The sequence below is a fragment of the Gemmobacter sp. 24YEA27 genome, from assembly GCF_030052995.1.
GTDB lineage: Bacteria > Pseudomonadota > Alphaproteobacteria > Rhodobacterales > Rhodobacteraceae > Pseudogemmobacter.
The window spans coordinates 3,123,643-3,149,711 of record NZ_JASJPW010000001.1 but is presented as its reverse complement, the minus strand read 5'-3'; the positions used below and the strand labels follow the sequence as shown (position 1 = coordinate 3,149,711).

The following is a 26,069-nucleotide window of genomic DNA, read 5'->3' as shown; positions in this document are numbered from 1 at the left end:
AGGACTCAAACGCTGCCCGCCGGAGGGGCGTGTTTTTGCATGGCATTTGTCATTTCTATGTTACGATTTCATGCATGACGCAGCGCCTCGCCCTTTTATCCGCCGCCTGTCTCGCCGTGTTTCCGGGCGGTGCCCCTGGGTTATCGGCGCAGGAGGCCCTGAAAGGCCCGGGAGAGACAGGCCGGGTGCAAAAGGGGCCTGGCGGCGAGACGATCTGCGCCCGAGGGCCCGGCTGCTGGCGCGTCTGGAACATGGGCGGGACTTTGCCACCCAGGGCCAGGGGTTGCGCGATTCCGAGGCGATGATCGAGATCCGTGCCGATGCGGATGGAAACTGGCTTTTGCTGCAAAATTATGCGGATGGGCTGAGCTGCCTTCTCGCGATGGGCGAGGCCTGGGACGGCGCGCGCCCGACCGCTCCGCGCGCGGGTATGGGTGAAGGCGCGCTTTCCCCTGACGCCGTTCCGCCGGCGGAGAAAACCGATCCTGCATGAAGGGCAGCAGAAGATCGGTCCGCCCGGGGCGGACGGCATGGGCTATCAAAAGGGGATTTGGCCTAGTTGCAGGGCGCGGTGGTCCAGCGGTGGTTCTCAAAGCTCCAGCATTGGCCGATGCTCTCTTTCGCGCCGTAAAGCAGATCGAGCCCGCTTAGAACGGAGCCTTTGGTGCAGTCGAGCGCGGCGATCAGCTTCTCGCCTTTGAGCACATTCACCCCGCCTTCGGGCTTTGCATCCGGGTCCTGGCGGTCAAAGCTGGACCAGACCTCATAGCTGGTGCCGTCATTGTGGAATGTGACGGCCTCCCAGATCGCGCGGCCGACGCCAGGCCAGGGCTGATACTGCAGTTCGCTCAGCGCCGTGGCGATCTCGAGCTCGGGCTTGCCTGCGGGGCCGAAGCGATAGCTTACCGCGCTGCCGGTACGGCAGACTTCCAGCGCTTTCTTGCCGATGCTGCATTCAAAGAGACCCTCGCCCTGGCAGGCGGCAAAGGCGGGGGCGGCGGTGAGCAGGCCGGCGACCAGAGGGACAAGGGCAGCAAGAGCGAACGGGCGCATCGGACATCCTGAAATCGGGTTTCACGCGAGTCTGGACGGACATGCATGGCGGCACAAGGGAAGGTTTTCCGTGTGTTTTCATCCGGGCGCTTTCACTGGGGCGCGTGCCGTCCTGTGGGGATGGCGCATGCTTCGGGCGCTTGCCAGTGGCGCCTCGCTCGCATAGTCGCCTTAAAAACTGGAGGTTCTGAGCATGGAAATCTGGATCCCGATCACCCTTGCCGGTGCCTTTTTGCAAAACCTGCGCTCGGCGGCGCAAAAGCATCTGAAAGGCGCGATGGGCACGACCGGCGCGACCTTCGTGCGCTTTGGCTTTGGTTTGCCGGTGGCGCTTTTGATGCTGGCGGGGGTGCTGGCCTCGGGGCGCGGGCCACTGCCGGTGCCGCAGATTGACTTCGCGCTCTGGGTTCTGCTTGGAGCGCTGTCGCAGATCGCGGGGACATTCCTGCTGATCCACCTGTTTTCCTTTCGGAATTTTGCGGTCGGGACAGCTTATTCGCGGACCGAGCCCGCACAAGCCGCGCTGTTCGGACTGATCTTTCTGGGCGAGCGGGTGACGCCGGGCGCGCTGGCTGCGATCGCGATCAGCGTGGCGGGTGTGATGCTGATATCTGTCGCGCATGTCCAGGGGGGGTGGCGGAGCCTCCTGACCTCGGTCTTCTCGCGCAATGCGCTGATCGGGCTGGGGTCCGGGGCGATGTTCGGGGGTCGGCGGTGTCTTACCGGGCGGCGTCGCTTTCGCTTGGCGGGCCGGATTTCCTGACCCAGGCGACCCTGACGCTGGTGGCGACCCTGGTCGTGCAGGTGGTGGTGATGGGGGGCTGGATGCTCTGGCGCGAGCGGGAGGAATTCTCCCGCATCGCAAAGGCATGGAAAGTATCGTTTTTTGCGGGTGTCTGCGGGGCAGGGGCCTCGCTGTGCTGGTTTTCGGCGATGACCTTGCAAAACGCGGCAGTGGTGAAGGCGCTTGGTCAGATTGAGCTTTTATTTACCTTTGCGGCGACGGTCTTCTTTTTTCGCGAAAAGATCGCGCCGCGCGAAGTGACCGGCTGCCTGTTGATCACGGGCGGGATCCTTGTTCTTTTGGTCTTTGGCTGACCTCAGGGAGATGCGGTTGCGGCAAAGGCGCAACCGGGGAGGGGCAGGGGAGGGGTTCCCCTCCCCTGCCCCCTCCCCGCCGCCCGCCGTGAGGCGGGCGGCCACCGCCTCTGGTTAATCGCACGACCAGGTTACAGAGGTTTCAGCCTGGCCTCGATCTGCTCGCGCTTTGCTTCGAGGAAGGGCGGCAGCGACAGGCGTTCACCAAGGCTTTCCAGGGGCTCATCCACGGTGAAACCAGGTGTGTCCGAGGCGATTTCGAACAGATTGCCACCGGGCTCGCGGAAATAGAGGCTGCGGAAATAATAGCGTTCCACCTCGCCGGAAGAGGGAATGCGGAACTCCCTGAGCCGTGCGGCCCAGTCCTGGATGCCTTGCGTATCCGGGGTGCGGAAGGCGACATGATGCACCGCACCTGCGCCCTGACGGGCCACCGGCAATCCGGGCTGCACCGCGACATGCAGCTCCGCCGCCGGACCGCCCTGGCCCATCGAGAAGACATGCACCACCCCTTCGCCATCCGGGCTCGCATATTCTCCGGTCGCGCGCATGTTCATCACCCGCTCCAGCACTGCCTTTGTCGGCGCCAGGTCGGCGACCGAGAGGGTGATCGGACCAAGGCCCGGATCTGATGCGCCGCCTCGACCGGGCTCCGGTCCCAGGGGTTCGCCACACCCGGTTCATCGGCGGTCAGCCGGAAACGCTGGCCTTCGGGGTCTTCGAAATCGAGGCTCACCCGCCCGTCAACCGTGCTGACAGCCCCGCTGACCAGCCCATGATCGTGGACCCGCCCTGCCCAGAAATCAAAGCTGTCAGGCGCAATCCGAAGGCCGGTCCGGCTGATCGAATGCACCCCGCGCCGCTCGCGCCCCACCGGCCAGTCAAAGAAGGTCAGATCGGTGCCCGGGCTTGCCAGCCCGTCGGCATAGAAGAGGTGATAGGCCGAAGTATCATCCTGGTTCACGGTCTTTTTCACCAGCCTCAGGCCCAGCGTCTCGGTATAGAAACGTTTGTTTTCGGGGGCATTGGCGGTGATCGCTGTCAGATGGTGGATGCCGCCGAGTGTAAGGTCAGAAGAGTTTGCCATGATCGGCCTCCTTTCGTTGTCCTGAATATGCGTGCAGCGGCCGTTTCCTTCCAGCGAGGCATTGCCTGATCCGGTGTTCGCGCTTTACGAACGGCCCTGTCCAGGCGACAGTCGGTCATGCGCTACACTCTTGATGAAATCGACACTTTCCTGACTGTGATGGAGCTTGGCACCGTCACCGCTGCTGCCGCGCGGCTGAACCTGTCGAAATCGGTGGTCTCAAAACGGCTGGGTGATCTGGAAACCGGGCTTGGCGTGGCGCTGTTTCGCCGCAATGCCGGCCGCATCACCGCGACCGAGGCCGCGCACCGGCTGGCCAACCGCTTTCGCCCGGCGCTGACCGATCTGCGCGCTGCGGCGGAATCCGCCGCCTGGGGAGGGACAGGCGATGGCGAGGGATTGCGCGGCACGCTCTCACTTGCCGCGCCGATGACCTTTGGCACCCTGCATCTGACCGGGATCATTGCGGATTTCGCGCGGCTTCACCCGGGGCTGGAGATCCGGGTCGATTATGACGACCGCGCCCGCGACCTTGCGCGCGAAGGGTTCGACCTCGCGATCCGGGTTGGCCAGTCACCGGGCGGCGCGCTGATGTCGCGAAAGCTTTGCGAGGATCGCTCGCTGGTCTGTGCCAGCCCCGATTTCCTCGCCCGCCACGGCAGTCCCGCAGGTTTGCAGGACCTGACCGGCCAGCCGGTGATCGGCTACAGCCATATCTCCAACGCGGATCTCTGGCAGTTAAGCGAGGGCGGCCGCATGGTCTCGCCCGCCGTAACCGAGCGGATCAGCGTCAATAATGGCGAGGCGATGCGCGATATGGCGGTGGCTGGCCTTGGCTTTGCGATGCTGCCCGGCTTTATCGCGGCACCTGCACTTCAATCGGGGCGCTGGTGGCGGTCTTGGGCCAATGCGGCACGCGCAGCCTGCCGGTGACGGCGCTCTGGCCGCCGGTGCAGCCGATGCCGCTGAAACTCAGGCGCTTCATCGACCATCTGCTGGGGCATTTCAACGGCGAAGCCCCCTGGCTCAAGATGATCCAGGGGGCGACACAGGGTTAGGTGCGGGCCCGGAGCCAGGCCCGGGCATGGGTCAGGTCGTCAGCGGCCAGCTCATGTCCGGCGGAAAGCGTCTCGGCGGTCAGATCTGCACCGCCCTGGCGCAGAGCGCTTTCCAGCGCCGGGGCCATTCGGGCGAAGGGATCGCGGGCGCCGTTCAGCATCAGGACCTCTGGTGCACCCAGCTTACCACCAGGCGGCACCTCCAGCGCCTGCACCGCGCGCAGGAGCAGCGCGCGATTCACCACGCCCTGATGCAGTTGCAGGATCGCGCCGAGCAGGTTCGCGCCATTGGAATAGCCGAGGAAAGAAAGCTTGCCCTCGTCAAGCCCATAGCCCCTTATCGCGCCAGCGGTGAAATCCGCAAAAGCCTCCGCCTCGGCACGGATATCCTCCTGGTCATAGGTCACCGCGTCAAACCGGCGGAACCAGCGGTTGATGCCTTCCTCGGTCGAGCGGCCCCTCACACCCAGCAATGTGGCGCGCGGATGGATCTTATGCGCCAGCGGCATCAGATCGGTTTCGTTTCCGCCGGTGCCATGCAGCAGCACGATGGTCGAGCCATCGGGGTCTTCAGGCTGGTGAAAACGGTGGATGAAGGCAAGATCGCGCATCGGAAACCTCTCCTCGCCCGGTCGGGCGAATTGCGGCAGCATGACCCGAAGATCATCTGCCCGCGCAGCATCGGAGGGCGGCACCATCAGGCGCTTGCCCAGCTGATCCGGCGCCTCATCAACGCTCATCCCCGGCCCGTCGGTGGCATATTCGATCAGCGTGCCAGCCGGTTCGCGGACATAGAGCGACAGGAAATATTTGCGGTCATGGACATGGGTGGGCCCGTAATCCTTAAGCGAGACCCGCATCGCCTGGACCGCTGCCACATCCGGGGCGCGGAAGGCGACGTGATCGGCGACGCCCGCGCCCTGGATCGAGGGCACGAATCCGGAAACCTCACGAATATCAACCACATCCGTGTCAGAGCTGAGCCGGCGGCTGGCGCCGTCGCGGGCGGTCTCACCATAGCCGAAGCGGGTGATGAAACCGGCGGTCTCATCGCCCTTATCGGTCAGGATTGTGACGCCCCGGACCCGCATCGCAGCCATGCTATCGGTGCCGGTCAGCTTCACGACCATCCCGTCCGGGTCTTTCAGCCGCAAGACCGGCTCGCCGAATTCCCGGCCCGGGCCTTCGACCTGGATCCGCTCTGAGAGCGCCCTGGTCAGCCAGTCGCCGATCGTCTCTGACGGCACCGCCAGGGCAATTTCCGAAACCTGGCCGAGACCCGTGCGACCCCGGCCCGCCGCCTCCCAGACCAGGAAGGTCAAAAGCGAGCCAGGGCTGCCGGTTTCGTCGCCATAGATCAGGTGGAGCTGTTCGGCATCCTCAAATCCGCCGGTCTGTTTGACCAGGTGCAGGCCCAGAAAGCCCATATAGAAATCGACATTGGCCTGAACACTGGCCGTGATTCCGGTGACGTGATGGATGCCCGTTGTCATTTCAGCTCTCCTTTCGCGGGGTTATTTCCCCGCTTCACGCGCGAGGATTTTCTGCACCTGTTCGTCAGCCGCCAGCCGGTCATGCAGCGCTTGGATATAGGGGTAGTCCTTCAGCCCGCCCGGAATTTTCGCACGGCCCCAGCGGATCATCGGGAAAGCATAGGCATCGATCACCGAGCGCCCGCCGTCGAGGAACCAGTCGCGCCCCGCGAGATGGTCGTTCAGCACCGCGAACTTCTTCTTCACCTGCTCGATCCCGGCGGCGGTGACGGCGGTTTTCGCCGCATCTGAGCCATCGGTCGTATAACGGTCGGGCATGAAGACCGGCCAGAAGGCGGCATGGACATCCGAGGTCAGGAAGGCCGACCATTTATGCGCCTCGGCTTTGGCGCGCAGGCTGTCGCCGCCGGAAAGCCCGGCCCCGGGGTGCTTATGCGCCAGATAGTCAAGGATCGCACCGGCCTGGGTCAAAAGCCAGCCATCGTCTTCGCGCAAGACCGGTACCGCGCCGGTCGGATTGACCGCGAGGATCTCGGGCGAGCCGGCGGTGACCCGCACGGCCTCATAAGGCGCGCCGATCCATTCGAGCACGATATGCGGCGCCAGCGAACATGCGCCCTGTTTGTAGAAAAGAGTGGTCATTCCTGCCTCCTGTCGAAACTGTCCTCCCCCATATGCCATTTCATGGCCGGAAGAGGCAGTCCCCGGAGGCGGAAAGCCGGGTTCGTGATTATCGAACGAGAGGTGGCGAGGCGTCAGTCCCGAGGGAGCCAGGTACGGGCAACCTTTTTCGCGAAACTCTTCAGCCCCTGGCCGGGGCCGGCGAGGAACGCTTCGGTGCGCGCTGCATCATGTTTCGAAAAATCGCGGATCCACCAGCCGACCGCCTTTTGCATGAACCAGTCACTTTCCGTAACATAGCGCCCGGCCCAGCCCAGCACCCGTTCGCGGATCTCAAGGTCTGCGGCTTTCGGGTTGCTCATCCTTGCCCAGGGCAGGGTGAAGACCAGCGCCGCGCGCCGCGACCACATATGCGGCGAGGTGGTCCAGGTCTCGACCTCGTCAAGACGCGACGGATCGGCGATCAGCCGGCGCCCGCCGGCATCGGCCACATGATCGGCTATCGCCCACCCATCAAACTGCGGCACCCAGGAGGCGATCAGCGCCCAGACGCCGTCATCCGGGCGGATCCGGGCCTGGACCATCAGCTTGGCCGCCGCGATCCGCGCCTCATGGATATTGCTGTCCCAAAGCCCGGAGGCCAGCGCGACCCTCTGGTCAATATCGATCCCCTGGCGCCAGGCCGTTGCCATTTCCGTCAGCACCGGCACCGGGATGCCAAGATAGTCACGGGCGGTCTTGTGATAGCTGGCGGCCTCGGCGGCACGGGCCGGGTCGGCGGCGGCACGAAGCCCGGCAATCGCGGTCTCGACGGTGATCTGGTCTGTCATTTTCGGCTCCGGCCCCGGGGCTGTCTGCCGGGTAGCTTCTGCTATAACCGCCCATCCGCACGGGGACCAGATCGCGAGAGGCCCTGTCATCAGGATTGGATGCCCTGCCGGAAAGGGCGCGCGTGGTCGGGGTGATACGGCTTGCTGCGTCTGATAGCGGCACCAGATCTGACACCCCCGTGACAGTTCTGCGGCGGCGGGCTGTATGGTGGGGCAGGCCGATCTCGCGGGGCGCCTCCTGCCCGGGGGATGCCCTTGCCCGGGAGCGCAGATGGGGCTTCCCGGCGAAAGCGGGCGTCAGGGCGCGCGAGCAAGCCCGCAATTCCGTGGCTCAGGCAGAATGCAGGGCGACAAGCGCGCGGATCCAGTCCAGGTGGAACGCATCCGCCCGCGCCGGGGGCTGCCGTTGCAAAAGTGTCGCGGCCAGCGGGTCGGGGGCGCTGATCTTGCTGCCTGAAAGCTCTTCAAGGACCGCATGGCCGCAAAACGGGACATGGACCTCGGAATAGCCGCCCTCATGGCTCAGGACGAGCCGGCCGCCGCACAGATCCCGCGCCGCCCCCATCACCATCCGCGTCATCTGCCGGAACGTCTCGGCCGTGGCCAGCATCCGGCCCAGCGGATCAACCCCCGAGGCATCAAAGCCGCAGGCCACCAGGATCACATCGGGGCGAAACCGGTACAGCGCCGGGATCACCACTTCTTCAAACACGGTCAGATAGGCGAGGTGACCGGCGCCGGGCGGCAATGGCAGATTGATGTTGGCGCCTAGCCCGGCACCTTCGCCGCGATCCGCCGCGTCGCCGGTATCGAGCGGGTAATTATGCTCCTGATGGATGGACATCGTCAGCACATCGGGATCGGCGTAATAAATCGCCTCGGTGCCATTGCCGTGATGCACATCCCAGTCCACCACTGCGAAACGGGTCGCACGGCCCTCGGCGCGGGCGGCCTCGATCGCCACCGCGATATTGTTGATCAGGCAAAACCCGTTGGGCCAGTCGGGCAGCGCATGATGCCCCGGCGGGCGCGAGAGGGCATAGGCGTTCTGCAGGTCACCTGCCAGCACAGACCGCAGCGCGGCGACGGTCAGCCCGGCAGAAAGCGCCGCGATCTCATACCCGCCGCGCCCGAACGGTGTGCGCAGACCGAGCTCGCCGCCGCCCGCATCCGAGGCCGCGCGGAAGGCATCAAGATAGGCCCGGGGATGCACCCGGGCGAGTTCCTGATCCGTGGCCGGATCGCTGCTGCGATGGTCGAGATCGCGGATCAGCCCGGTCACCTCGATCAGGTTCTTCAGCCGGCGCTTGGTTTCAGGGTTTTCGGGCAGCCCGCCCAAGGTTGGCTGTACAAGGCCCCCAACCGGCAGGGTCAGCGCATAATTGCCGCCGCCATGCCAGAAACACCGCTCATCCGAGAAAAAACCTGTGACCATCCGGGCCTCCTGTCTTGTGGCCAGAGTTGCGAAGCCGGATGCTGACCGCAAGGGGAAAGGACGCGAATATGACTTTGCCGGATCTGACCGGAATGGCGGTGAGCGGAGCGGAGATCGCGGTAAGGGTAACGCCCAATGCGCGGCGCGAACAGCTGGAGCCCGGCGTGCCGGTCAGGATCAGCGTGACGGTCGTGCCCGAAGATGGCCGCGCAACCCTTGCGGCGCGTGACCTGCTCGCGAAAGCGATGGGCGTGGCCAAATCGCGGCTCACCCTGGTCCGGGGTGCCAAATCACGCGACAAGCTCTTCCGCCTGGACTGAAGACTGACGCCCGTGGCCTCCATCAGAAGGGGACACATTGGCAAGGCCCCTGATCGGCGCGAGAGTGGTGCCCGGTCTCAGCGCTTGCGCGTGTCGATCCGGTAGCTGCCCTCGGGAAGGTCGAGCGCGGCGGCAAGGTCTGCGATCTGCGCCATGGAAAGCGTGATGCGCGAGGTTTCATCCGTTTCGGGATCGGTCTGTTCGACCGTCACGCATTCATCGAAAGCGGTGATGGTGACATCGCCGGTCAGCGGCATTCCATCGCCTCCCTCGTCGATCAGGGTGACAACCGTCGCGTCATATTCGTGCTCGATCGTGAACATGATGCCAGCATGGCCGCTTTGCACGCGAGGGGCAATGTATCAGACCGCGCTTCGGCAATTATTTCCCTTCGGAAGGGGAGCCTTTTGCGGGCCACCTGGTCTGGCGGTAAACTATTTGTGTGCAGGGGCGGCGCGCGATCCGCATTCGGCCGGGGTGGCAATGTGCCCTTTCCGCCAGGGGAGAGATGCTGCTAAGGCTGAGCTGTCTTTTCCAGATTGTCCGGCGCCATGGTTCTCGATTCCCCGTCCAAAACTACCCCTCTGGCCCTGATGCCCGGTCTCATGTGCAGTCTCATGTGCGGTCTGATGGCCGCCCTGCGCCGTCTGGGCCGGATGCCGGTTCTCGCCGCAGGCCTCACAGCTGCCATGGTGCTGTCGGGCTGTGTGGTTCCGGCGGCCTATCCGGCAGGGGGTGGGCCAGGCGGGACCATACGCCAGGAAGTCCTGACCTCGAACGGCAAGCCGCTTGCCGCCAATGATCCGATCCTCGACGTCGCCGCGCGTATGACCCCGGTTGTTATTCGCTATTGCCGCGAGAAGCTGCGCAGGGGCAATTGTGCCTTCCAGATCGCGGTGGATGAAGACCGCGCGCAGCCGGCCAATGCCTTCCAGACGCTTGACGACAATGGCCGCCCCGTGATCGTTTTCACCCGCAGCCTGCTTAATCTGGCGAAGAACCCCGATGAGCTGGCCTTTGTGCTGGGCCATGAGGCGGCGCATCACATTGCCGGCCATATCCCGCGCCGTCAGGATCAGGCGATGACCGGCGCGATCCTTGTTGGAATCCTCGGCCAGTCCGCCGGGCTTACCGGCGAGGAGCTGAAACGTGTCCAGGAGATCGGTGCGGGGCTTGCCGCCCAGCATTATTCCAAGGAATTCGAGCTTGAGGCCGATGCGCTCGGGGCCGAGATCGCCTTGTCGGCGGGCTATGATCCGATCCGGGGCGCGAATTTCTTCACCCGTCTGCCCGATCCCGGCGACCGTTTCATGGGCTCGCATCCCGCGAATTCCGAACGGCTCGCGGTGGTTCGCGCGACGGTGAAGCGGATCGCGGGCGGCTGAGCGGATGGCGGATCTGCCGGATGGGGGCTTCACGCTTGCCGATGTGATCCGTGACCGTGGCTCGCGCTATGCGGTGTCGGGCGGGCCGGTGGCGGGCAAGGCGGGTGCGCTGGCCTTTCTGACCGCTTTGAAACGCGACAGGAAATTCGCCAAAGCCACCCATAATTCCTGGGCCGCCAATACACTGGCAGACGGCCCTTTGCGCAATGATGACGGTGAAAGCGGTGCGGCGGCGATCATCCTCAGGATGCTTGAGCGCGAGGGGTTGCAGGACCATATCATCGTCGTCACCCGCTGGTATGGCGGGGTGCATCTGGGCGGCGACCGGTTTTCGCATGTCACCGCCTGCGTCAGGGCCTGGTTTGAGGCGCGGCGCGAAGAGACCGGGCGCTGACGCGCGCCCGGACCTGCAACTGCACGGCTTTACTCATAGCCGCTGTTGCCGAAATCCGGCAGCGGCAGTTTCAGCTCTCTGAGCGGGCGCGTCAGGGTGCCCTCCGCTTCGCAGGCGCCCCGGCGGGCGGCGCGGTCGAGGTAATCGACGCGATAGGCCTGGTCATGTTCGATCTCGCAGGCGGCGGTTTTGGTGCCGGTCTCTTTGCACAATCCGCGATGCAGGCGGATCGCATGGACGACGGGGCATGCGATGGCGGTGTCAAACGCCTCTTTCGCGAAAGCGGGCGCGCCGGTCGTGTCGATCGCATCGACATTGATCCGGTCCATATCGTTCCAGATCCCCTGGGCAAAGCGCTCATAGCGGCTGGCGACATCCAGCGCATTTCCTGAAAGCGCCAGCGCGGTGCGGAAGGCCGCCATCATCCCGGCCCCGGCCTCGACGGTCAGCCGCTCTGGCGGGGTGCTGTCGCGCAATTCCATGGCGAGATACTCCCACATATAGGGTTCGTAAGGGGCGAGGGTGACCAGCCGTTCCAGCCGTGCCACCTCGGCCGCTTTGTCGCGCGGCAGGTCGATAAAGCGGCTGTAGCCAAGCCCCTCATTGCAGTCGAAGACCTTGCGCCAGTTGCCCGGGTCCTCGTCGGCGGCGCGGCAGATCGCCGCCAGATCACGGCGCAGAACCGTGTCGAGCACCGGCCCCGGCCCGTCGCTGAGCGGGCTGCGGCCGTTCATTTGTTCCAGCTGGATCGCCTGGCGGAAGGTCAGCTGCGATTTTTTGCCCTCGCGGGTCAGCCAGTCCTTCGCCCAGGCGCGATCCGTGTCGCTGCCAGCGCGGCCATGGGTTGCGTCATGGCTGCGCCAGGCATCAAGAAAGGGGCTGTCATCTTTTCGCAGATCTGCGCGCGCCCAGGCCTGGATCGCGGCTTCATCTGTGGCGAAATAGCTTGCCTCAATGGCGCAGGCCGCAGCGTCATAACCTTCGGGTGCCGGGATCTTTTCGGCCCAGAGCGCACAGGCCTCGCGCCCCCAGCCGCTTTTTCCGCCCCATTGCGGCGCCATGCCGACCGAGGCCCAGAGAAGTGTCTGACGGTTCGGCACAAGTTCCATCATGCGGGTGAATTCGACGGGAATAACAGAGGCATGACCGGTGGTATGCGCGACGCTCAGCTTCAGATCCGAGGCCGGAAGCGAGGCCGGATCAGCCGCAACTGCCGCCAGGGCGAGATCCCAGGCTTCGGCATGCAGGCTGCGAAACCGTGCGAGGGCTGCGGGCTGCACATCGTCGATATAGCCGTCACCGCGCAGCGCAAAGCCACGGCTGCGCAAGGTCCAGCCGCGCGCGGTCATGGCGTTTGGATTTGCGGGATCGGCGGCAAGCCAGGCCTTTGTTGCCCGGTCAATTGCCGGGTCGGTGCTGTTGAAAAGGGCGAAAATCGCCCGCGCCTGATCGCCGTTGCCGCCGTCACTGTCCCCTTCTCTGGCCGCCTGGATCGCGGTCTCAAGCAAAGCGAAATCTCCGGCCAGAGCAGCGCTGCGCAGGGTGCCGAGGGCGCTGACAGGGGCGGTATCCGGCACCGGGATACTGTCCTGGGCCTGCAGCGCGCCAGCGGTCAAGGACAGCGCGCCCGCGATCAGCAGCGCGGTAGACAGGCGCCTGCCATGGGTAAAGGAATGATTTAAAAACATAAGAGATCCTCCGTAATCGGGGCTCTCTTTGGCAAAAGAAGATGGCGCGAAAACGGCGTAGCGGTGCCGAAACCGGTCTCGCCGCGACGCCGTCTCAGAGCGGGCGGCTCAGAGGAGGGGGCGGTTCAGACCAGCCGGCCCCAGAGGTCATATTCCCCGGCTTCGTCCACCTCGACCGTGACGATATCGCCGGGCGTAAGCCCCTCGAACTCCTCGTCGATAAAGAGATTGCCGTCGATCTCGGGCGCATCTGCTCTGGTGCGGCAGGTGGCGCCATCGGCGTCCACCTCGTCGACGATCACCTCGATCCGGCTGCCAATTTTCGCTGCCAGCTTCGCCTCGGAAATCGCCTGGGCTTTTTCCATAAAGCGGGCGAACCGCTCTTCCTTCACCTCTTCCGGCACATGATCGGGCAGGCTGTTTGATCGCGCACCGCTCACATTCTCGTATTTAAACGCGCCGACCCGGTCGAGCTGCGCCTCATCCAGCCAGTCGAGCAGCGTCTGGAACTCTGCTTCGGTCTCGCCGGGATAGCCGACGATAAAGGTCGAGCGCAGCACGATATCGGGGCAGGCGGCGCGCCAGGCGGCAATCTCGTCGAGCGTCCGCGAGGCCGCCGCGGGCCGCGCCATGCGCTTCAGGACCTCGGGATGCGCGTGCTGGAAGGGGATGTCGAGATAGGGCAGGATCAGCCCTTCTGCCATGGCAGGGATCAGCTCGCGTACATGCGGATAGGGATAGACGTAATGCATCCGGACCCAGGCGCCGAGCGCGCCGAGATCGCGCGCAAGGCTCAGGATCGGGAATTTCTCGTCGCGGCCTTTCCAGTCGGTGCCATAGGCCGAGGTGTCCTGGCTGATGACCAGAAGCTCTTTCACGCCCGCCTCGACCAGCTTTTCCGCCTCGCGCAAGACCGCCTTTGCCGGGCGTGACTGCAGCTTCCCGCGCATATCGGGGATGATGCAGAACTTGCACTTATGGTCGCAACCCTCTGAAATCTTGAGATAAGAGAAGTGCCGCGGCGTGAGGCGGATGCCTGAGGCCGGCAAAAGATCAATAAAGGGATCGGGCGAGGGCGGCACCACACCATGCACCGCATCCAGCACCTGTTCATATTGATGCGGGCCGGTCACCGCCATCACCTTCGGATGCGCGCCGGTGATATATTCGGGCTCGGCCCCCAGACAGCCGGTGACGATCACCCGGCCATTCTCGCGCAGGGCTTCGCCAATCGCATCCAGGCTTTCGGCCTTCGCGGAATCCAGAAACCCGCAGGTGTTCACGATCACCGCATCGGCGCCTTTATAGTCAGGCGAGATCGCATAGCCCTCGGCCCGGAGCCGCGTCAGGATCCGCTCGCTGTCGACCAGCGCTTTGGGACATCCGAGCGAGACCATGCCAATTGTCGGCTGCCCCTCACGGCGCGCCATTTCGGGGACGGTTGCACGGGCAAGGTCAGGGCGGAGGAGCGGAGGATTTTGCGACATGCGCGCGCCTATAGGCCATTCCCGCCCCCCTGGATAGGGGGCATGAACGCCTCACGCCTGGGGGTATGCCCAATTCCTCTTGAAAAAATACTCCCGCCGGAGGTTCCTGCGCCCCGGTCAGGGCCGCAACACAGCCCGCGCTCCCGGCAATTTGATGCCAGAGCCGTGCTGCATCATGCAGCGCTCCTTGCCCGGGGAACCGCTCCGCTCCTAAACTCGTTACCAGAGCATAATAAAAGACTGGAGACGGCGATGCGGTGGGTTTGGCGGGCGCTTGCGGGTCTGGCGGTCCTCGTGCTGATCCTGGTGGTCGGGGTCATGATGATCCCGGCGGATCGGATCGCCCGGCTGGCGGCGGATCAGTTCGAAAAGGCCACCGGCCGCGCCCTGCAGATCGAGGGCGAGGTCTCGCCCCGGTTCTGGCCGGTTCTGGGCATCAAAACCGGCCCGGTCACCATCGCCAATGCCGCCTGGTCCGACAGCACAGTGCCGCTCTTTGCGGCGGACAGTGTGACGATCGAACTCAGTGCCTCGGCGCTCCTCGGGGGCGATGTGAAAATCCTCGGGATCGCATGGCAACGTCCGCGACTGCAACTTGAGCGCAGCAAAAGCGGCGAGGCCAACTGGGAATTTCAGCCCGAGCCAGTCGCCATAACAGACGGGGCCGGGGATACCGCACCCGCCATTACGGCGCCCGCTGGCCCGACCGCCTTCACGCTGGAACGCGGCCTCATCTCCGGTGCGACGCTGCGTTACATCGACCATGGCACGGGCCAGGATCTGGTGCTGGACGGGGTTGATGCCGAGTTTTCCATCCCTGACTTCACCGGGCCCTTCACCCTGACCGCGCGCGCGGTCGCCTCTGGTCAGCCCCTGTCGATCAGCGCCGAAGGCGGGGTGTTTTCCGCCTTTGCCGATGGGCGGGTGGTGCCGCTGACGCTTGATCTGACCATCGGTCAGAACCGGATCGGCTTTGTCGGGCGCGGCGGCTGGGCGCCCCGGGCGGCCGAGGGCGCGCTGACTGCCAGTCTTTCCGATATCCCCGCCCTCGGGGCGGCGTTCGGAACGGCGGTCTCGGCCCCTCCTGCGGGCTTTGGCGCCGACAGGCTTTCCGTGACCGGCCAGGTGGTGCTGGATGAAAAAGGCGCGCTCTATCTTGATCGCCGGGCGATCCTCGCCGCGATCTTGATCTGAGCCAGGGCGAGGCGCGTCCGAAAATTTCGGGCAATCTGCGCGCAGATGCGCTTGAGTTCGCTGGCCTCTCGGGCGGCGGTGACAGAACCGCACCCGGCGGCGGCGCAGCCGGGGGCATGAAGGCGCCGGGCTGGCCCAGGGATCATATCGACGTCTCGGCGCTTGGTCTCGTCGACGCCAATATCAGCCTTGCCGCCAATTCGGTTGATCTGGGCGTGGTGAAATTCGGCGAAACCAGGTTTATGCTGACCATTGACCGCGCGCGCGCGGTGTTCGATCTGCGCCAGCTTGCCGCCTATGGCGGCGCCGTCAGCGGGGAATTCGTCGTCAACGGGCGGGGCGGTCTGTCGGTCGGGGCAATCTTTCGCTTGTAGGTCTCGATGTAGCGCCTTTGATGCAGGACCTTGCCGGCTGGGACCGGATGATTACCAAGGCGAGCCTCAATCTGAAATTCCTCGGCGTCGGCAATTCCATCGACGAGATCATGCGCAGCCTGAAAGGTGATGGCAGCCTGACACTGGGCAAGGGGGAAGTTCGGGGTCTCGACATCGCGGGTATGCTGCGCCGTCTCGACACCTCTTATGTTGGCGAGGGGCAGAAGACGATTTTCGACGGGATCGCCGGCACATTCACCATTCTGGACGGCAACCTCACCACCAGCGACCTGAGCCTCGTCGCCCCCTACCTGACCGCAAGCGGCGCGGGCGCATCGGGCTGGGGGACCGCGATCTCGACATGCGGCTGCGCCCGACCGCCTTCCCGGGAGACGGTGAGGGCACCGGCGGCGTAATGGTGCCCTTGCGGATCACCGGTTCCTGGGCCGATCCCACTTACCGCCTGGATCTCGAGGCCATCGCCCGTGAAAAGATGGAGGCCGAGGCAAAGGCCGCCGAGGAACGGCTGAAGGCCGAGGCGAAAGAGGCAGAAGCGCGGGCGAAAGCCGAGCTGGAGGCAAAGCTGAAATCCGAGCTTGGGATCGAGGCCGCCGCAGAGGAAAGCCTGCAGGAGGCCGCCAAACGTCGCGCCCGCGAGGCGGTGTCACAGGAGGCGGGGCGGCTTCTGGAAGGGATCCTTGGTGGCAACTGATCTGCTCGCCGAGCTGACGACAGCGGCCGAGACAGGGGTCTGGCAGGCGCTGGTCACGGGAGATGTCACAGCAGATGGGGCGGCGCGTGATGCGCCTGGGCCGTATCGGTCTGCATGACCTGAACCCGCGTGACTCGGATGCGTCTGGCAAGGTGCCTCCCGGCACCGTTGCACCGGGACTGGAAGAAGCTACGCCGCTCGCGCTCCTGGCCTGTCGCGCCGATTTTCGCCGCACGGGCGCAACGCGCGATGAGGCTTACTATGTCAGTTCGCTCTGGCGCCGGCAGTACGGGGGCTGGGTCAGTCTCTTCAGCCAGAACACGCCGGTCGCAAACATCCCGGGCTGATCCGGCAGATAGCAGAGCGGGAAAAACCTTCAGGACACCCGAAAAAAAAGGGCCGGGTAATCCCGGCCCTTCTGCATTCTTTCCGCCGGCTCAGTTGGTCGGGCGGATATAGATTTCGACGCGGCGGTTCTTTGCACGACCATCGGCGGTCTGGTTCGAGGCCACCGGCACATCTTCGCCCCGGCCAATTGCCGAGATCCGGCCCGCCGGCACGCCATTGTTGCGCAGAACGGTCGCAACCGAGTTGGCGCGGCGCTGCGACAGGTCGAGGTTATAGGCTGCAGCCCCGGTCGAATCGGTATGGCCGATGATCTGGACCTGGCTGTTCGGATAGCGCGTCAGGCTTTGCGCGACGGCGCGCAGATCGCCTTGCAGCGAGCCCGAAAGCGTGGCGCTGTCGGTTGCGAACAGCAGATCCTGCGGCATGTTCACCAGCAGGTAATCGCCATGATTGGTGACATTGACGCCCGGCGACATCTGCGAGCGCAGCTCGGCCGCCTGCTGATCCAGCGTCGCCCCGATGGCGCCGCCCGCGATTGCGCCGATCACGCCGCCCACGGCCGCCTTGCCAAGGCTGCCCTTGCCGCCCGAGCTGGCGCCCGCAGCCGCGCCGACCAGACCGCCCATGATCGCGCCCTGTTGCGAGCGGGCATTGGGATTGTCCGGATAGGCATTCGGATCAACGCAGCCCGACAGGCCGATGGCGCAAACCGATGCAAGAAGAATAGAAATCCTGGTCATAGTGCTGCTCTTGTCTGACAGAGGTGTGGCCCGCAAAAGGCCGGGCTTGCCTTATCCTATATCACCTTGACGGGATAGGTGACAGTGGGGTGACGCTGACCTGTCCCATGCGCGGCTCTGTGCCGATCGGTCCATGTGCTGTGGCTTTCTGAACAGCAGTCGTGATCGATTGTTTCCCCTGATCAAGGCGCCCTCGCCGGAGGCATCCGTCATTGGCCAGAGGCTATTCCCGCTGCAAACGGCGCAAAACGCTTGTTTCCCGCCCTCCCGCCATGGCAAAGCCCTGCCATGATACGCCAGCTCGATTATAATGCGATGCACGCCGTCTTCACCCGCTTTCGGGAAACCGAAGCCGAGCCGAAGGGCGAGCTTGATCACACCAACGCCTTCACGCTGCTGGTGGCGGTGGCGTTGTCTGCCCAGGCCACCGACAAGGGCGTGAATCGCGCGACGCGCGAGCTGTTCCAGATCGCCGATACGCCGGAAAAGATGCTCGCGCTTGGCGAAGAGCGCCTGATCGACCATATCAGGACCATTGGCCTTTATCGCAACAAGGCGAAAAACGTCATCAAACTCAGCCAGCGCCTGATCGATGAATATGGCGGCGAAGTGCCGTCCTCGCGCGCGGCGCTGGTGACGTTGCCCGGGGTCGGCCGGAAGACCGCCAATGTCGTGCTGAATATGTGGTTCCGCATTCCGGCCCAGGCCGTCGACACCCATATTTTCCGCATCGGCAACCGCAGCGGCATCTGTCCGGGCCGCGACGAGACCGCCGTCGAGCGCGCCATCGAAGACAATGTCCCCGCCGAATTCCAGCAACACGCGCATCACTGGCTGATCCTGCACGGGCGGTATATCTGCGTCGCGCGAAACCCCAAATGCGGCATCTGCCCCATCAGAGACTGGTGCCTTTTCGAGGAGAAGACATGAAGAAATACCAGGTCGTAGGCATCGGAAATGCCATCGTGGATGTACTCTCCACCGCAGATGACAGCTTTCTGACGCGCACCGGCATCGAAAAGGGCATCATGCAGCTGGTCGAGCGCGAGCGGGGCGAGTTTCTCTATGATGCGATGGACAACCGTCGCGAGGCGCCGGGCGGCTCGGTCGCGAATACCATCGCGGGTCTCGGCAGCCTTGGCCTTTCGACGGGCTTTATCGGGCGGGTCAGCGATGATGGCCTTGGTCGCTTCTACGCGCAAAGCATGGCGGATGAGGGTACCGATTTCGTGAACCCGCCGGTGCCGGGCGCAGAGCTTCCGACCTCGCGTTCGATGATCTTCGTCTCGCCCGATGGCGAGCGTTCGATGAACACCTATCTCGGGGTCTCGTCCGAACTGGGGCCGGAAGATGTGTCGGATTCGGTCGCCGGTGGCGCCGGGATCCTGTTCCTCGAGGGCTATCTTTACGACAAAGACAAGGGCAAGGCGGCCTTTGAACGCGCCGCAAAGCTCACCCGTCAGGGCGGCGGCAAGGCGGGGATCGCGCTTTCGGACCCATTCTGCGTCGACCGTCATCGCGACAGTTTCCGCAAGCTTGTGAAAGACCTCGATTACGTCATCGGCAATGAACATGAATGGGCCTCGCTTTACGAGACCGATCTGTCATCGGCGCTGGAACAGGCGGCGCAGGATGCCGGGCTGGTGGTCTGCACGCGCTCTGGCTCCGAAGTGATCCTGATCCGGGGCGATGAGCAGGTGGTGGTGCCGGTCACCCGCGTGGTGCCGGTTGACGCGACCGGGGCAGGGGATCAGTTCGCGGCGGGCTTCCTTTATGGTCTCGCGACCGGAGCCTCGCTCGAAGTGTCAGGCCGGATGGGCTGCGTCGCCGCAGCCGAGGTGATCGGCCATTTCGGCGCACGCCCCGAGGCGGATGTGCTGGGGCTGTTCCGCGCCGCAGGTCTGGTGACCGGCTGATCACAGGAATACCGGGCGCATCCTTGCGCCCGGTTTGTTGCAGTGAGAGCGGGCCGCCGCCTATTGGAGCGGTCCGGTTCCGGCGGGTGACCGATGCGGTTGCTGCGTGGGTCATCCTGGTTGCGGCGCATCTTTCGTCGCGATCAGCTGATCTGTGATGCCGCCGTGGATGATCAGCCCGATACCCCGTTAAGCGCTCCTGTGCAGCCCCGGCCGCAATGTCGCTACGGGTCCGTCAGTGGGTAAGGCTGACATTGCGAAAGCTGCACCAGGGGGCAAGCGCCAGATTCAGAACCGCTGATCAGGGTTGCGCGACGGGGCCTGCCGACAGGCATTCGGCGAGTTGCCGGGCGGTCGATGTCAGCAGCAGCGTATAAAGGTCCGGCCCCGGGTCCATCGCGGTCCCCACGGGGTCAAGCGCGGCGCCGATCCGGACACCGGTGTTTTCAGCCACCCGTTCCGCCAGGACCGGGTCCTGTCCGGCCTCGGGGAAAAGGCAGACCACCGCTCCGGCGGCGACTTTCGCGCGCAGTTCGGTGAGATGTTTCGCGCCTGGCGTGCTGGCATCCCCCGGCGAAATTGCGCCGGCAGAGCTGAGCCCGTAATGCGCGGTGAAATAGCCCCAGGCGTCGTGAAAGCTTACGAAAGGCTGGTCTTTGACCGGGGCGAGCAGCGCCTGCGCCTCGGTATCGGCGGCAGTGATTTTCTCTGCGGCAGCGGCGGCATTGGCCTGATAGGCGACTGCGTTCTCCGGATCCAGCCGGCCCAGTTCTGCCGCGATCACCCCGAGCCAGAGCCGGCCATTTGCGGGATCGAGCCAGGCATGCGGGTCGGTTCCCTCATGGGAGTGATCATGGCCATGGTCGTGACCGTCGTCCGCGGCCTCGCCATGGTCATGTCCGTCTTCATGGCTGTGCTCATGATCGTGGCCGTGGTCGTGATCATGCCCCTCTGCATCGCCGTCTGTGCCATAGTCCTGCAGATGCGTGCCCTTTGCCGCGAGGAGGCCGAGCACCGCCGCGCCGGACGGCCGCAGCGCGAGCGGCTGTTCAATCCAGGGCGTCAGCTCCGGCCCGATCAGCACCACCAGATCCGCCGCCGAGAGCGCGCGCGCCTGGGAGGGGCGGAGCTGGAAATGATGTTCAGACGCGCCGGGTTCCAGCAGAAGATCGGGCTGGCCGAGATCCCCCATCACCGCTGCGACCAGCGCATGGACCGGCGGGATATCGGTCACCACTTTCGGCACTTCGGCAAAGGCGGCGGTGGCAAAGGCCGCAGGAAGGAGAGCGGCGCTGCCAAGCAGGATGGCGGCGCTGGAAAGGGTGTTCGATATGATATAACGCATGAGACAGGTCTTCCGCTTGAGAGGCGCATGATCTATGTATGTAATACCATAACACGTCAAGGGGCCAATATGGCGCATGATCACGCATCAGATTGTCCGGCCTGCCAGGAGCCGGCTGCGGCCTTTGCCCGCCATGATCATGCCCATTGCGCCCAGGATGTGCTGGAACGCGCCGATGGGCTGGTTGCCCTCAGTGGTGCGCGGCTGACGCCGGTGCGGCGGCGGGTTCTGGAGATCCTGCTTGAGGAACATCGCGCCATGGGGGCCTATGATGTGCTCAAGCGTCTCGCGGCCGAGGGCTATGGCAATCAGCCGCCGGTGGCGTACCGGGCGCTGGAATTCCTTGTTGAACAAGGGCTTGCTCATCGGGTGCGGCGTCTGAACGCATTTACCGCCTGTATGCATCCCGGGGAGGCCCATGCGCCCGCTTTCCTGATTTGCCGCCTCTGCAACACGGTGGCCGAGGCCCCGGCAGCGACGGTGCGCGAGGCGCTGGACTCTGCGGCCGGCCTTCTTGGCTTTCGCGTTGAACGCTCGACCGTCGAGGCGCTCGGCCTTTGCCCCAGCTGTCAGGAGCAGGCGGCGTGAGTGCGGGCAGTCTGCTCAGCGCGACCGGTATCTGCATCCGTTTTGGCGGCGATGAGGTGCTGCATGACATTTCGCTTGGCGTCGAGCCTGGCGAGATCGTCACCATTCTTGGCCCGAACGGTTCGGGGAAATCGACGCTCCTGCGCGCGCTTCTTGGCATTCTGCCGCTGAGCAAGGGCAGTATCACCCGCGCGCCTGGGCTCCGGATCGGCTATGTGCCGCAGCGGCTGGTGATCGAGCGGACGATGCCGCTGAGCCTGCGGCGCTTTCTGTCGCTGCCCGCGCGTGTGACCGATGCGCGCGCCGCAGCCGCGCTGGCCCAGGTCGGGCTGGACGGCAAGGGGGGCTTGCAGATGGCCGCGCTGTCGGGCGGGCAGATGCAGCGGGCACTGCTGGCGCGGGCGCTGCTGTCCAACCCGCAGCTCCTCATTCTCGATGAACCGACCCAGGGCCTTGACCAGCCGGGCGAGGCGGCTTTTTACCGGCTGATCGAGGAGGTGCGGGCCGGGACCGGTGCTGCCGTCCTGATGGTCAGCCATGATCTGCATGTTGTCATGGCGGCGAGCGACCGGGTGATCTGCCTCAACGGTCATATCTGTTGCCAGGGCACGCCGCAGGTGGTCTCGACCGCGCCGGAATATCGCGCGCTTTTCGGCATGGGCACCCATGGGGCACTGGCGCTCTATCGCCATGAACACGATCATGATCATAACGGGCCGCAGGATCATCACTGCGGCCATGATCACGACCATCCGCATGATCATCACCACCATCACGGAAACGCCCCGCATGTTTGACGATCTGGTAACCCGCGCGACGCTTGCGGGGGCAGGGCTTTCGCTTGCGACCGGCCCGCTTGGCTGTTTCGTCATCTGGCGGCGCATGGCCTATTTCGGCGATGCGACCGCACATGCCGCGATCCTTGGCGTGGCGCTGGCACTGGCGACAGATCTGCCGGTGAGCCTTGGCACCCTGGTCGTGGCGCTTGCCATGGCGGTGACGGTGGCGGCGCTGGCGGTCAGGGGCTGGGCGATGGATACGGTGCTGGGTGTGCTGTCGCATTCCGCGCTGGCCTTTGGCCTGGTGGCGGTCAGCTATTTCCCGACCGTGCGCAGCGATCTGTCCTCCTGGCTTTTCGGCGATATCCTCGTGGTTGGCTCTGGCGACCTGGCCTGGATATGGATCGGCGCGGGGCTTGTGGCGGCGCTGATCGCCTGGCGCTGGCAGGCGCTTCTGACCACGACGCTGAGCGAGGATCTCGCCCATGCTTCGGGCCTTAACCCCGCGCGGGAACGGCTGGTGCTGGTCGTGGCGCTGGCGGTGGTGGTTGCGGTGGCGCTGAAGCTGGTGGGCGCGCTTTTGATTGCGGCCATGCTGATCATCCCGGCGGCAAGCGCGCGCTGGCTGGCGCGCGGACCCGAGGCGATGGCGGTGCTGGCGGTTGGGTTCGGTATGGTCTCGGTCTTTCTGGGGCTGCAGCTCTCGCTCTGGCAGGACACGCCGGCGGGGCCTTCCGTCATCGTCGCGGCGGCGGGGCTCTTCGCGCTGGCGGGGATAGTCCCGGGACTTCTGGCCCGGATCAGGCCCGCATCCCGGCAGGGCTGAGACCGGCAGGCTTGCTGGAAAGCGCGGCATCTGGCTGAAAACTGCCGGGCCATTGCCCGAGACCTGTCCGATTTCTGAAGTCCCCCCTGGGCCGGACGGCATGGTGCCCGACGGTTCTGCAGGTGTGGAATGCGTTCAGGGAATTTACGGGTCGGCATCATGCTGCCGGCGGTGGCCCTGACCGCTTGGCTGTGGGTCAGCTTTCAGAAGACCAATCAGGCCAATCTGGAGGAGGGGCGTGATCAGGTCACCTTTGACCAATATGTCCTTACCTGGGCCGCGCACGCTGGCAGCGCCGTCATGTCGCATCTGCCCGGCAGGGGCGTGACCGCACTGGCCGATATGTTCCCCGAGGCACCGAAGGCCTGGACCCGCCGGAATGTATCAGGGTCGGATGGCAAGGCGCTTTCCGTCAATGGGCTGGACACGCGCCGCCAGGCCTTGATGAAAGATGCCGCGACACGGTCCGGCGGGGCGTCGGAGAGAATGATCCCTTCAGGGCCGGCGGATCAATCACCGACCGGGGGTGCCTATGTCATCGCGCCGCCTCCGGGCGCGCTCCACGGACACGCACGGCCTGCACCAGGCCCCCACAAGGGACGGCCCGCAGTCCCGCGAACTGCGCTGATGTCGCTTTTTGACGCTATGGGTCGTGCGGTGCAGCCCTGTCTTCTGCCGCTCTGGCAGTAATGATCCACGATATTCCGCCACGATCATCCCGCCGGAGAAGCCCAGATGAAAACCCATGTCAAAGCCCTCGTCGTTGGCGGCGGTGCCGTTGGCACTTCGATTGCCTATCACCTGCAAAAGGCGGGCTGGGAGACGATGCTGGTCGAACGTGACGAGCTGACCTCCGGCTCGACCTGGCACGCCGCCGGCCTGCTGCCTTTGTTCAACATGGGCTATGCCACCACCCATATCCATAAATATTCGGTCGATTTCTATAAGGGGCTCGAGGCTGAAACCGGCCTCAATGCCGGGTTCTCGATCTGTGGCAACCTGCGTATGGCGCAGACCGACGCCCGGATGGACGAATATATGCTCTATTCCTCGGTCGCTGAGACCGCGGGCGTTTATCACGAATTCCTGACGCCTTCGCAGATGAAAGAGCGCTGGCCGCTCCTGCGAACCGATGATCTGATCGGCGCGCTCTTCCACCCGCAGGACGGCTATATCAACCCCGCCGATGTGACCCAGGCCATGGCCAAGGGCGCGCGCCAGCTGGGCGTGACGATTGAGCGCAAGATCCAGGTCGACGGCTATCGCTGGACGGGTTCGGAATGGATCGTTTCGGTCACCCGTATGGCCGATGTCGGTGGCAACTTGGTGCCAACCGAAGAGAAGTTCGAGATCCATGCTGAACATGTCGTGACCGCGACCGGCAACCATTCGCAGCGCACCGCGAAACTGCTCGGCATCAAGATCCCCGCGATCCCGGTCGAACATCAGTTCATCGTGACCGAGCCCGACCCGGCGCTGGTCGCTTACCGCGCCGCCGGCAACCCCGAGCACCCGGTGCTGCGCGATGCCGATGCGAAATGGTATGTCCGCGAAGAACGCGGCGGCTGGATCCTTGGCCCCTATGAGCGCGGCGCACCCGCACGCTTCCCCTACGGCGTGCCGGACAGCTTCCGCGCCGACCTCTTCCCGCTCGATCTGGAGCGGATCGAGGAAGAATATATGTCGATGATCCACCGGTTGCCCTCGTCGGAAGTCGTTGGTCTGAAAGATGATTTCAACGGCCCGATCTGCTATACGCCCGATGGCAACCCGCTGGTCGGCCCGGCGCCGGGCCTGCGCAATATGTGGCTGGCGGAAGGGTTCAGCTTTGGCATCACCGCCGCTGGCGGCACCGGCTATTACCTCGCCCAGATGATGGTGCAGGGCGAGGCCGAGATCGACATGGCGTCGCTTGATCCCAAGCGCTACGGCTCCTGGATGACCACCGAATATGCGGTGAAGAAGAATGAGGAATGCTATGAGCATGTCTTCATCCTTCACCACCCGGATGAGGAGCGCGAAGCGGCGCGCCCGCTGCGCACCGCGCCGGCCTATGACCGCCAGCTCGCGCTTGGCGCGCAGATGGGTCAGGTCAATGGCTGGGAACGCCCGAACTATTATGGCCCGGTCGATGCACCCGCTGATTTCGATCACAATTCCCGCAGCTTCCGTCGCGGCGCCTGGTGGGAATTCGCTGAACGCGAAGCGAGATCCGTGCGCGAAACCTGCGGCATCATCGATGCCTCGGCCTTCACCAAGCATCTCGTGCGGGGCCCGGGCGCGACCGCCTTCCTCGACCATTTTACCTGCAACAAACTGCCGAAAGTTGGTCGCATCAATCTGACCTATGCGCTGACCGAGGCCGGCACCACCCGCACCGAATATACCATCGTGCGGCTGGCCGAGGATGAATATTATCTGATCTCGGCCGGGGCCTGGACCGCCTATGACGCTGATTTCCTGCATAAAGCAGCGGAAGACTTCATCGCAGGTGGTGGCGGCAATATCGACATCCATGACATCACCACGCAATGGGGTGTCTTCGCACTGGCTGGCCCGACGTCGCGCGCTATCCTTAATGAGATCGTCAAAGACGCAAACCCGGAAACTGTGCTTTCGAACAAGCGCTTCCCCTGGCTCTCCTGCCGCGATATCGAGCTCGGCATGTGCCCGGTCCGCGCGATCCGGGTCGCCTATACCGGCGAGCTGGGCTGGGAACTGCATTACCCGATCGAATTCGGCCGCTATCTCTGGGATTTGCTGCTTGAGGCAGGCAAAAAACACGGCCTGACCCCGGTCGGCGCCCGCGCGCAAAACTGGCTGCGCCAGGAAAAGAGCTACCGCGCTTTCGGGACCGAGCTTGGCCGCGACGCCACGCCGCTCGAGGCGGATCTGCCGCGCTTTGTCGATCTGTCGAAAGAGTTCCGCGGCAAACAGGCGATGCTCGAGACAGGCATCCGTGCGAAATGCGTGACCGTACTGATCGACGGGCCGGCGGACACTGATCCATGGGGCAAGGAGGCGCTGCTTCTGAATGGCGAGAAAATCGGGCGCCTGACCTCGGGCGGCTGGTCGGTGGTCTTCGGCAAGCAGATCGGCATGGGTTATGTCCGCCCGGATCTGGCCGAGGTCGGCACGAAGCTGAAGGTGAAAATGCTGTTGAAAGAATGGGATGCGGTTGTGGTTGAAGACAGCCCGCATGACCCGGCCAATCTCCGCATCCGCGTCGACGGCTGAGCATTTGGACTGGTGTCCGGGGCTCTGCCCCGGGCCCCGGGATATTTTCAGACAGATGAAA

At 64.5% G+C, this 26,069-nt stretch carries 32 protein-coding genes; 20 read left to right on the top strand and 12 right to left on the bottom strand.

Annotation, left to right across the window (positions count from 1 at the left end; translation table 11 throughout):
- Positions 1-283 precede the first annotated feature (283 nt).
- Positions 284-493: a hypothetical protein gene (locus tag QNO18_RS15655; RefSeq protein WP_283178424.1), complete on the top strand. Its 210-nt coding sequence runs from the start codon at positions 284-286 to the stop codon at positions 491-493.
- A 62-nt stretch (positions 494-555) separates the two neighbouring features.
- Here the strand turns inward: QNO18_RS15655 and QNO18_RS15650 are convergent, their stop codons facing one another.
- Entirely contained in the window at positions 556-1,053 is a 498-nt protein-coding gene (locus QNO18_RS15650) for a hypothetical protein (RefSeq protein WP_283178423.1), read from the bottom strand.
- A gap of 193 nt (positions 1,054-1,246) precedes the next feature.
- Between QNO18_RS15650 and QNO18_RS15645 the strand changes: the two genes are divergently transcribed.
- A complete protein-coding gene (locus tag QNO18_RS15645; protein WP_283178422.1) occupies positions 1,247-1,816 on the top strand; it encodes an EamA family transporter in 570 nt (189 codons plus the stop codon).
- On the top strand, positions 1,768-2,151 hold the full coding sequence (locus QNO18_RS15640; protein WP_283178421.1) for an EamA family transporter: 384 nt from the start codon (positions 1,768-1,770) through the stop codon (positions 2,149-2,151). The genes QNO18_RS15645 and QNO18_RS15640 overlap by 49 nt, the downstream gene beginning before the upstream one ends.
- Positions 2,152-2,282: 131 nt before the next feature.
- On the opposite strand, the gene QNO18_RS15635 is transcribed toward QNO18_RS15640, so the two are convergent.
- Positions 2,283-2,711 (bottom strand): VOC family protein, encoded by a 429-nt coding sequence (locus QNO18_RS15635; protein ID WP_349293885.1) that lies wholly within the window; start codon positions 2,709-2,711, stop codon positions 2,283-2,285.
- The gene (locus QNO18_RS15630; protein WP_283178419.1) at positions 2,708-3,238 is read right to left on the bottom strand and encodes a VOC family protein; all 531 of its coding nucleotides are present in this window, start codon (positions 3,236-3,238) and stop codon (positions 2,708-2,710) included. The genes QNO18_RS15635 and QNO18_RS15630 overlap by 4 nt, the downstream gene beginning before the upstream one ends.
- Before the next feature lie 117 nt (positions 3,239-3,355).
- Between QNO18_RS15630 and QNO18_RS15625 the strand changes: the two genes are divergently transcribed.
- Positions 3,356-4,171, top strand: a complete 816-nt coding sequence (locus tag QNO18_RS15625; RefSeq protein WP_283178418.1) for a LysR family transcriptional regulator — start codon at positions 3,356-3,358, stop codon at positions 4,169-4,171.
- Positions 4,168-4,296 carry a hypothetical protein gene (locus QNO18_RS15620; RefSeq protein ID WP_283178417.1) on the top strand — a complete coding sequence of 43 codons (129 nt, stop codon included), beginning with the start codon at positions 4,168-4,170 and terminating at the stop codon, positions 4,294-4,296. The genes QNO18_RS15625 and QNO18_RS15620 overlap by 4 nt, the downstream gene beginning before the upstream one ends.
- Here QNO18_RS15620 and QNO18_RS15615 read toward each other — a convergent pair.
- The 4 genes from QNO18_RS15615 to QNO18_RS15600 form a co-directional block, all read right to left on the bottom strand.
- Entirely contained in the window at positions 4,293-5,789 is a 1,497-nt protein-coding gene (locus QNO18_RS15615) for a VOC family protein (protein WP_283178416.1), read from the bottom strand. The genes QNO18_RS15620 and QNO18_RS15615 overlap by 4 nt on opposite strands.
- A 21-nt stretch (positions 5,790-5,810) precedes the next feature.
- Complete coding sequence (locus QNO18_RS15610; RefSeq protein ID WP_283178415.1) at positions 5,811-6,431, bottom strand: glutathione S-transferase N-terminal domain-containing protein; 621 nt, start codon at positions 6,429-6,431, stop codon at positions 5,811-5,813.
- A gap of 113 nt (positions 6,432-6,544) precedes the next feature.
- Positions 6,545-7,240, bottom strand: coding sequence for a DNA alkylation repair protein (locus QNO18_RS15605; protein WP_283178414.1), 696 nt, complete (start codon positions 7,238-7,240; stop codon positions 6,545-6,547).
- 331 nt (positions 7,241-7,571) lie between these two features.
- Positions 7,572-8,675: a class II histone deacetylase gene (locus QNO18_RS15600; RefSeq protein ID WP_283178413.1), complete on the bottom strand. Its 1,104-nt coding sequence runs from the start codon at positions 8,673-8,675 to the stop codon at positions 7,572-7,574.
- Between the two features lie 68 nt (positions 8,676-8,743).
- Here QNO18_RS15600 and QNO18_RS15595 point away from each other — a divergent pair, with 68 nt between their 5' ends.
- Positions 8,744-8,995, top strand: coding sequence for a DUF167 domain-containing protein (locus tag QNO18_RS15595; protein ID WP_283178412.1), 252 nt, complete (start codon positions 8,744-8,746; stop codon positions 8,993-8,995).
- Between the two features lie 77 nt (positions 8,996-9,072).
- On the opposite strand, the gene QNO18_RS15590 is transcribed toward QNO18_RS15595, so the two are convergent.
- A complete protein-coding gene (locus QNO18_RS15590; protein ID WP_283178411.1) occupies positions 9,073-9,318 on the bottom strand; it encodes a hypothetical protein in 246 nt (81 codons plus the stop codon).
- 306 nt (positions 9,319-9,624) lie between these two features.
- On the opposite strand from QNO18_RS15590, the gene QNO18_RS15585 reads away from it, so the two are divergent.
- Both QNO18_RS15585 and QNO18_RS15580 read left to right on the top strand, forming a co-directional pair.
- Complete coding sequence (locus QNO18_RS15585) at positions 9,625-10,380, top strand: M48 family metallopeptidase (RefSeq protein WP_283178410.1); 756 nt, start codon at positions 9,625-9,627, stop codon at positions 10,378-10,380.
- Between the two features lie 4 nt (positions 10,381-10,384).
- On the top strand, positions 10,385-10,774 hold the full coding sequence (locus QNO18_RS15580; RefSeq protein ID WP_283178409.1) for a YigZ family protein: 390 nt from the start codon (positions 10,385-10,387) through the stop codon (positions 10,772-10,774).
- Positions 10,775-10,803: 29 nt separating this feature from the next.
- Here the strand turns inward: QNO18_RS15580 and QNO18_RS15575 are convergent, their stop codons facing one another.
- Together QNO18_RS15575 and rimO are read right to left on the bottom strand one after the other, a co-directional pair.
- A complete protein-coding gene (locus tag QNO18_RS15575) occupies positions 10,804-12,462 on the bottom strand; it encodes a hypothetical protein (RefSeq protein ID WP_283178408.1) in 1,659 nt (552 codons plus the stop codon).
- Between the two features lie 125 nt (positions 12,463-12,587).
- A complete protein-coding gene (gene rimO, locus QNO18_RS15570) occupies positions 12,588-13,949 on the bottom strand; it encodes a 30S ribosomal protein S12 methylthiotransferase RimO (protein WP_283178407.1) in 1,362 nt (453 codons plus the stop codon).
- Between the two features lie 252 nt (positions 13,950-14,201).
- Between rimO and QNO18_RS15565 the strand changes: the two genes are divergently transcribed.
- The 5 genes from QNO18_RS15565 (at position 14,202) to QNO18_RS15545 (ending at position 16,576) form a co-directional block, all read left to right on the top strand.
- On the top strand, positions 14,202-15,143 hold the full coding sequence (locus tag QNO18_RS15565; protein ID WP_283178406.1) for an AsmA family protein: 942 nt from the start codon (positions 14,202-14,204) through the stop codon (positions 15,141-15,143).
- 116 nt (positions 15,144-15,259) lie between these two features.
- Positions 15,260-15,517, top strand: coding sequence for a hypothetical protein (locus QNO18_RS15560; protein WP_283178405.1), 258 nt, complete (start codon positions 15,260-15,262; stop codon positions 15,515-15,517).
- A gap of 20 nt (positions 15,518-15,537) precedes the next feature.
- The gene (locus tag QNO18_RS15555) at positions 15,538-15,933 is read left to right on the top strand and encodes an AsmA-like C-terminal region-containing protein (RefSeq protein WP_283178404.1); all 396 of its coding nucleotides are present in this window, start codon (positions 15,538-15,540) and stop codon (positions 15,931-15,933) included.
- Positions 15,933-16,229, top strand: a complete 297-nt coding sequence (locus QNO18_RS15550; RefSeq protein ID WP_283178403.1) for a hypothetical protein — start codon at positions 15,933-15,935, stop codon at positions 16,227-16,229. Before QNO18_RS15555 ends, QNO18_RS15550 begins: the two co-directional genes overlap by 1 nt.
- A gap of 89 nt (positions 16,230-16,318) precedes the next feature.
- Positions 16,319-16,576 carry a hypothetical protein gene (locus QNO18_RS15545; RefSeq protein ID WP_283178402.1) on the top strand — a complete coding sequence of 86 codons (258 nt, stop codon included), beginning with the start codon at positions 16,319-16,321 and terminating at the stop codon, positions 16,574-16,576.
- 90 nt (positions 16,577-16,666) lie between these two features.
- On the opposite strand, the gene QNO18_RS15540 is transcribed toward QNO18_RS15545, so the two are convergent.
- A complete protein-coding gene (locus QNO18_RS15540; RefSeq protein ID WP_283178401.1) occupies positions 16,667-17,317 on the bottom strand; it encodes an OmpA family protein in 651 nt (216 codons plus the stop codon).
- Between the two features lie 288 nt (positions 17,318-17,605).
- On the opposite strand from QNO18_RS15540, the gene nth reads away from it, so the two are divergent.
- Together nth and QNO18_RS15530 are read left to right on the top strand one after the other, a co-directional pair.
- Complete coding sequence (nth, locus tag QNO18_RS15535) at positions 17,606-18,247, top strand: endonuclease III (RefSeq protein ID WP_283178400.1); 642 nt, start codon at positions 17,606-17,608, stop codon at positions 18,245-18,247.
- Entirely contained in the window at positions 18,244-19,233 is a 990-nt protein-coding gene (locus tag QNO18_RS15530; RefSeq protein ID WP_283178399.1) for an adenosine kinase, read from the top strand. The genes nth and QNO18_RS15530 overlap by 4 nt, the downstream gene beginning before the upstream one ends.
- Before the next feature lie 301 nt (positions 19,234-19,534).
- On the opposite strand, the gene QNO18_RS15525 is transcribed toward QNO18_RS15530, so the two are convergent.
- Positions 19,535-20,578: a zinc ABC transporter substrate-binding protein gene (locus QNO18_RS15525; protein ID WP_283178398.1), complete on the bottom strand. Its 1,044-nt coding sequence runs from the start codon at positions 20,576-20,578 to the stop codon at positions 19,535-19,537.
- Between the two features lie 69 nt (positions 20,579-20,647).
- On the opposite strand from QNO18_RS15525, the gene QNO18_RS15520 reads away from it, so the two are divergent.
- The 5 genes from QNO18_RS15520 to QNO18_RS15500 all read left to right on the top strand — a co-directional run bounded on the left by QNO18_RS15520 (position 20,648) and on the right by QNO18_RS15500 (position 26,008).
- Positions 20,648-21,166, top strand: coding sequence for a transcriptional repressor (locus QNO18_RS15520; RefSeq protein ID WP_283178397.1), 519 nt, complete (start codon positions 20,648-20,650; stop codon positions 21,164-21,166).
- Positions 21,163-21,963 carry a metal ABC transporter ATP-binding protein gene (locus tag QNO18_RS15515; RefSeq protein WP_198837059.1) on the top strand — a complete coding sequence of 267 codons (801 nt, stop codon included), beginning with the start codon at positions 21,163-21,165 and terminating at the stop codon, positions 21,961-21,963. Before QNO18_RS15520 ends, QNO18_RS15515 begins: the two co-directional genes overlap by 4 nt.
- On the top strand, positions 21,956-22,771 hold the full coding sequence (locus QNO18_RS15510; protein WP_283178817.1) for a metal ABC transporter permease: 816 nt from the start codon (positions 21,956-21,958) through the stop codon (positions 22,769-22,771). The genes QNO18_RS15515 and QNO18_RS15510 overlap by 8 nt, the downstream gene beginning before the upstream one ends.
- 129 nt (positions 22,772-22,900) lie before the next feature.
- Positions 22,901-23,461, top strand: coding sequence for a hypothetical protein (locus QNO18_RS15505; protein WP_283178396.1), 561 nt, complete (start codon positions 22,901-22,903; stop codon positions 23,459-23,461).
- Between the two features lie 45 nt (positions 23,462-23,506).
- Positions 23,507-26,008, top strand: coding sequence for an FAD-dependent oxidoreductase (locus QNO18_RS15500; RefSeq protein ID WP_283178395.1), 2,502 nt, complete (start codon positions 23,507-23,509; stop codon positions 26,006-26,008).
- Positions 26,009-26,069 lie beyond the last annotated feature (61 nt).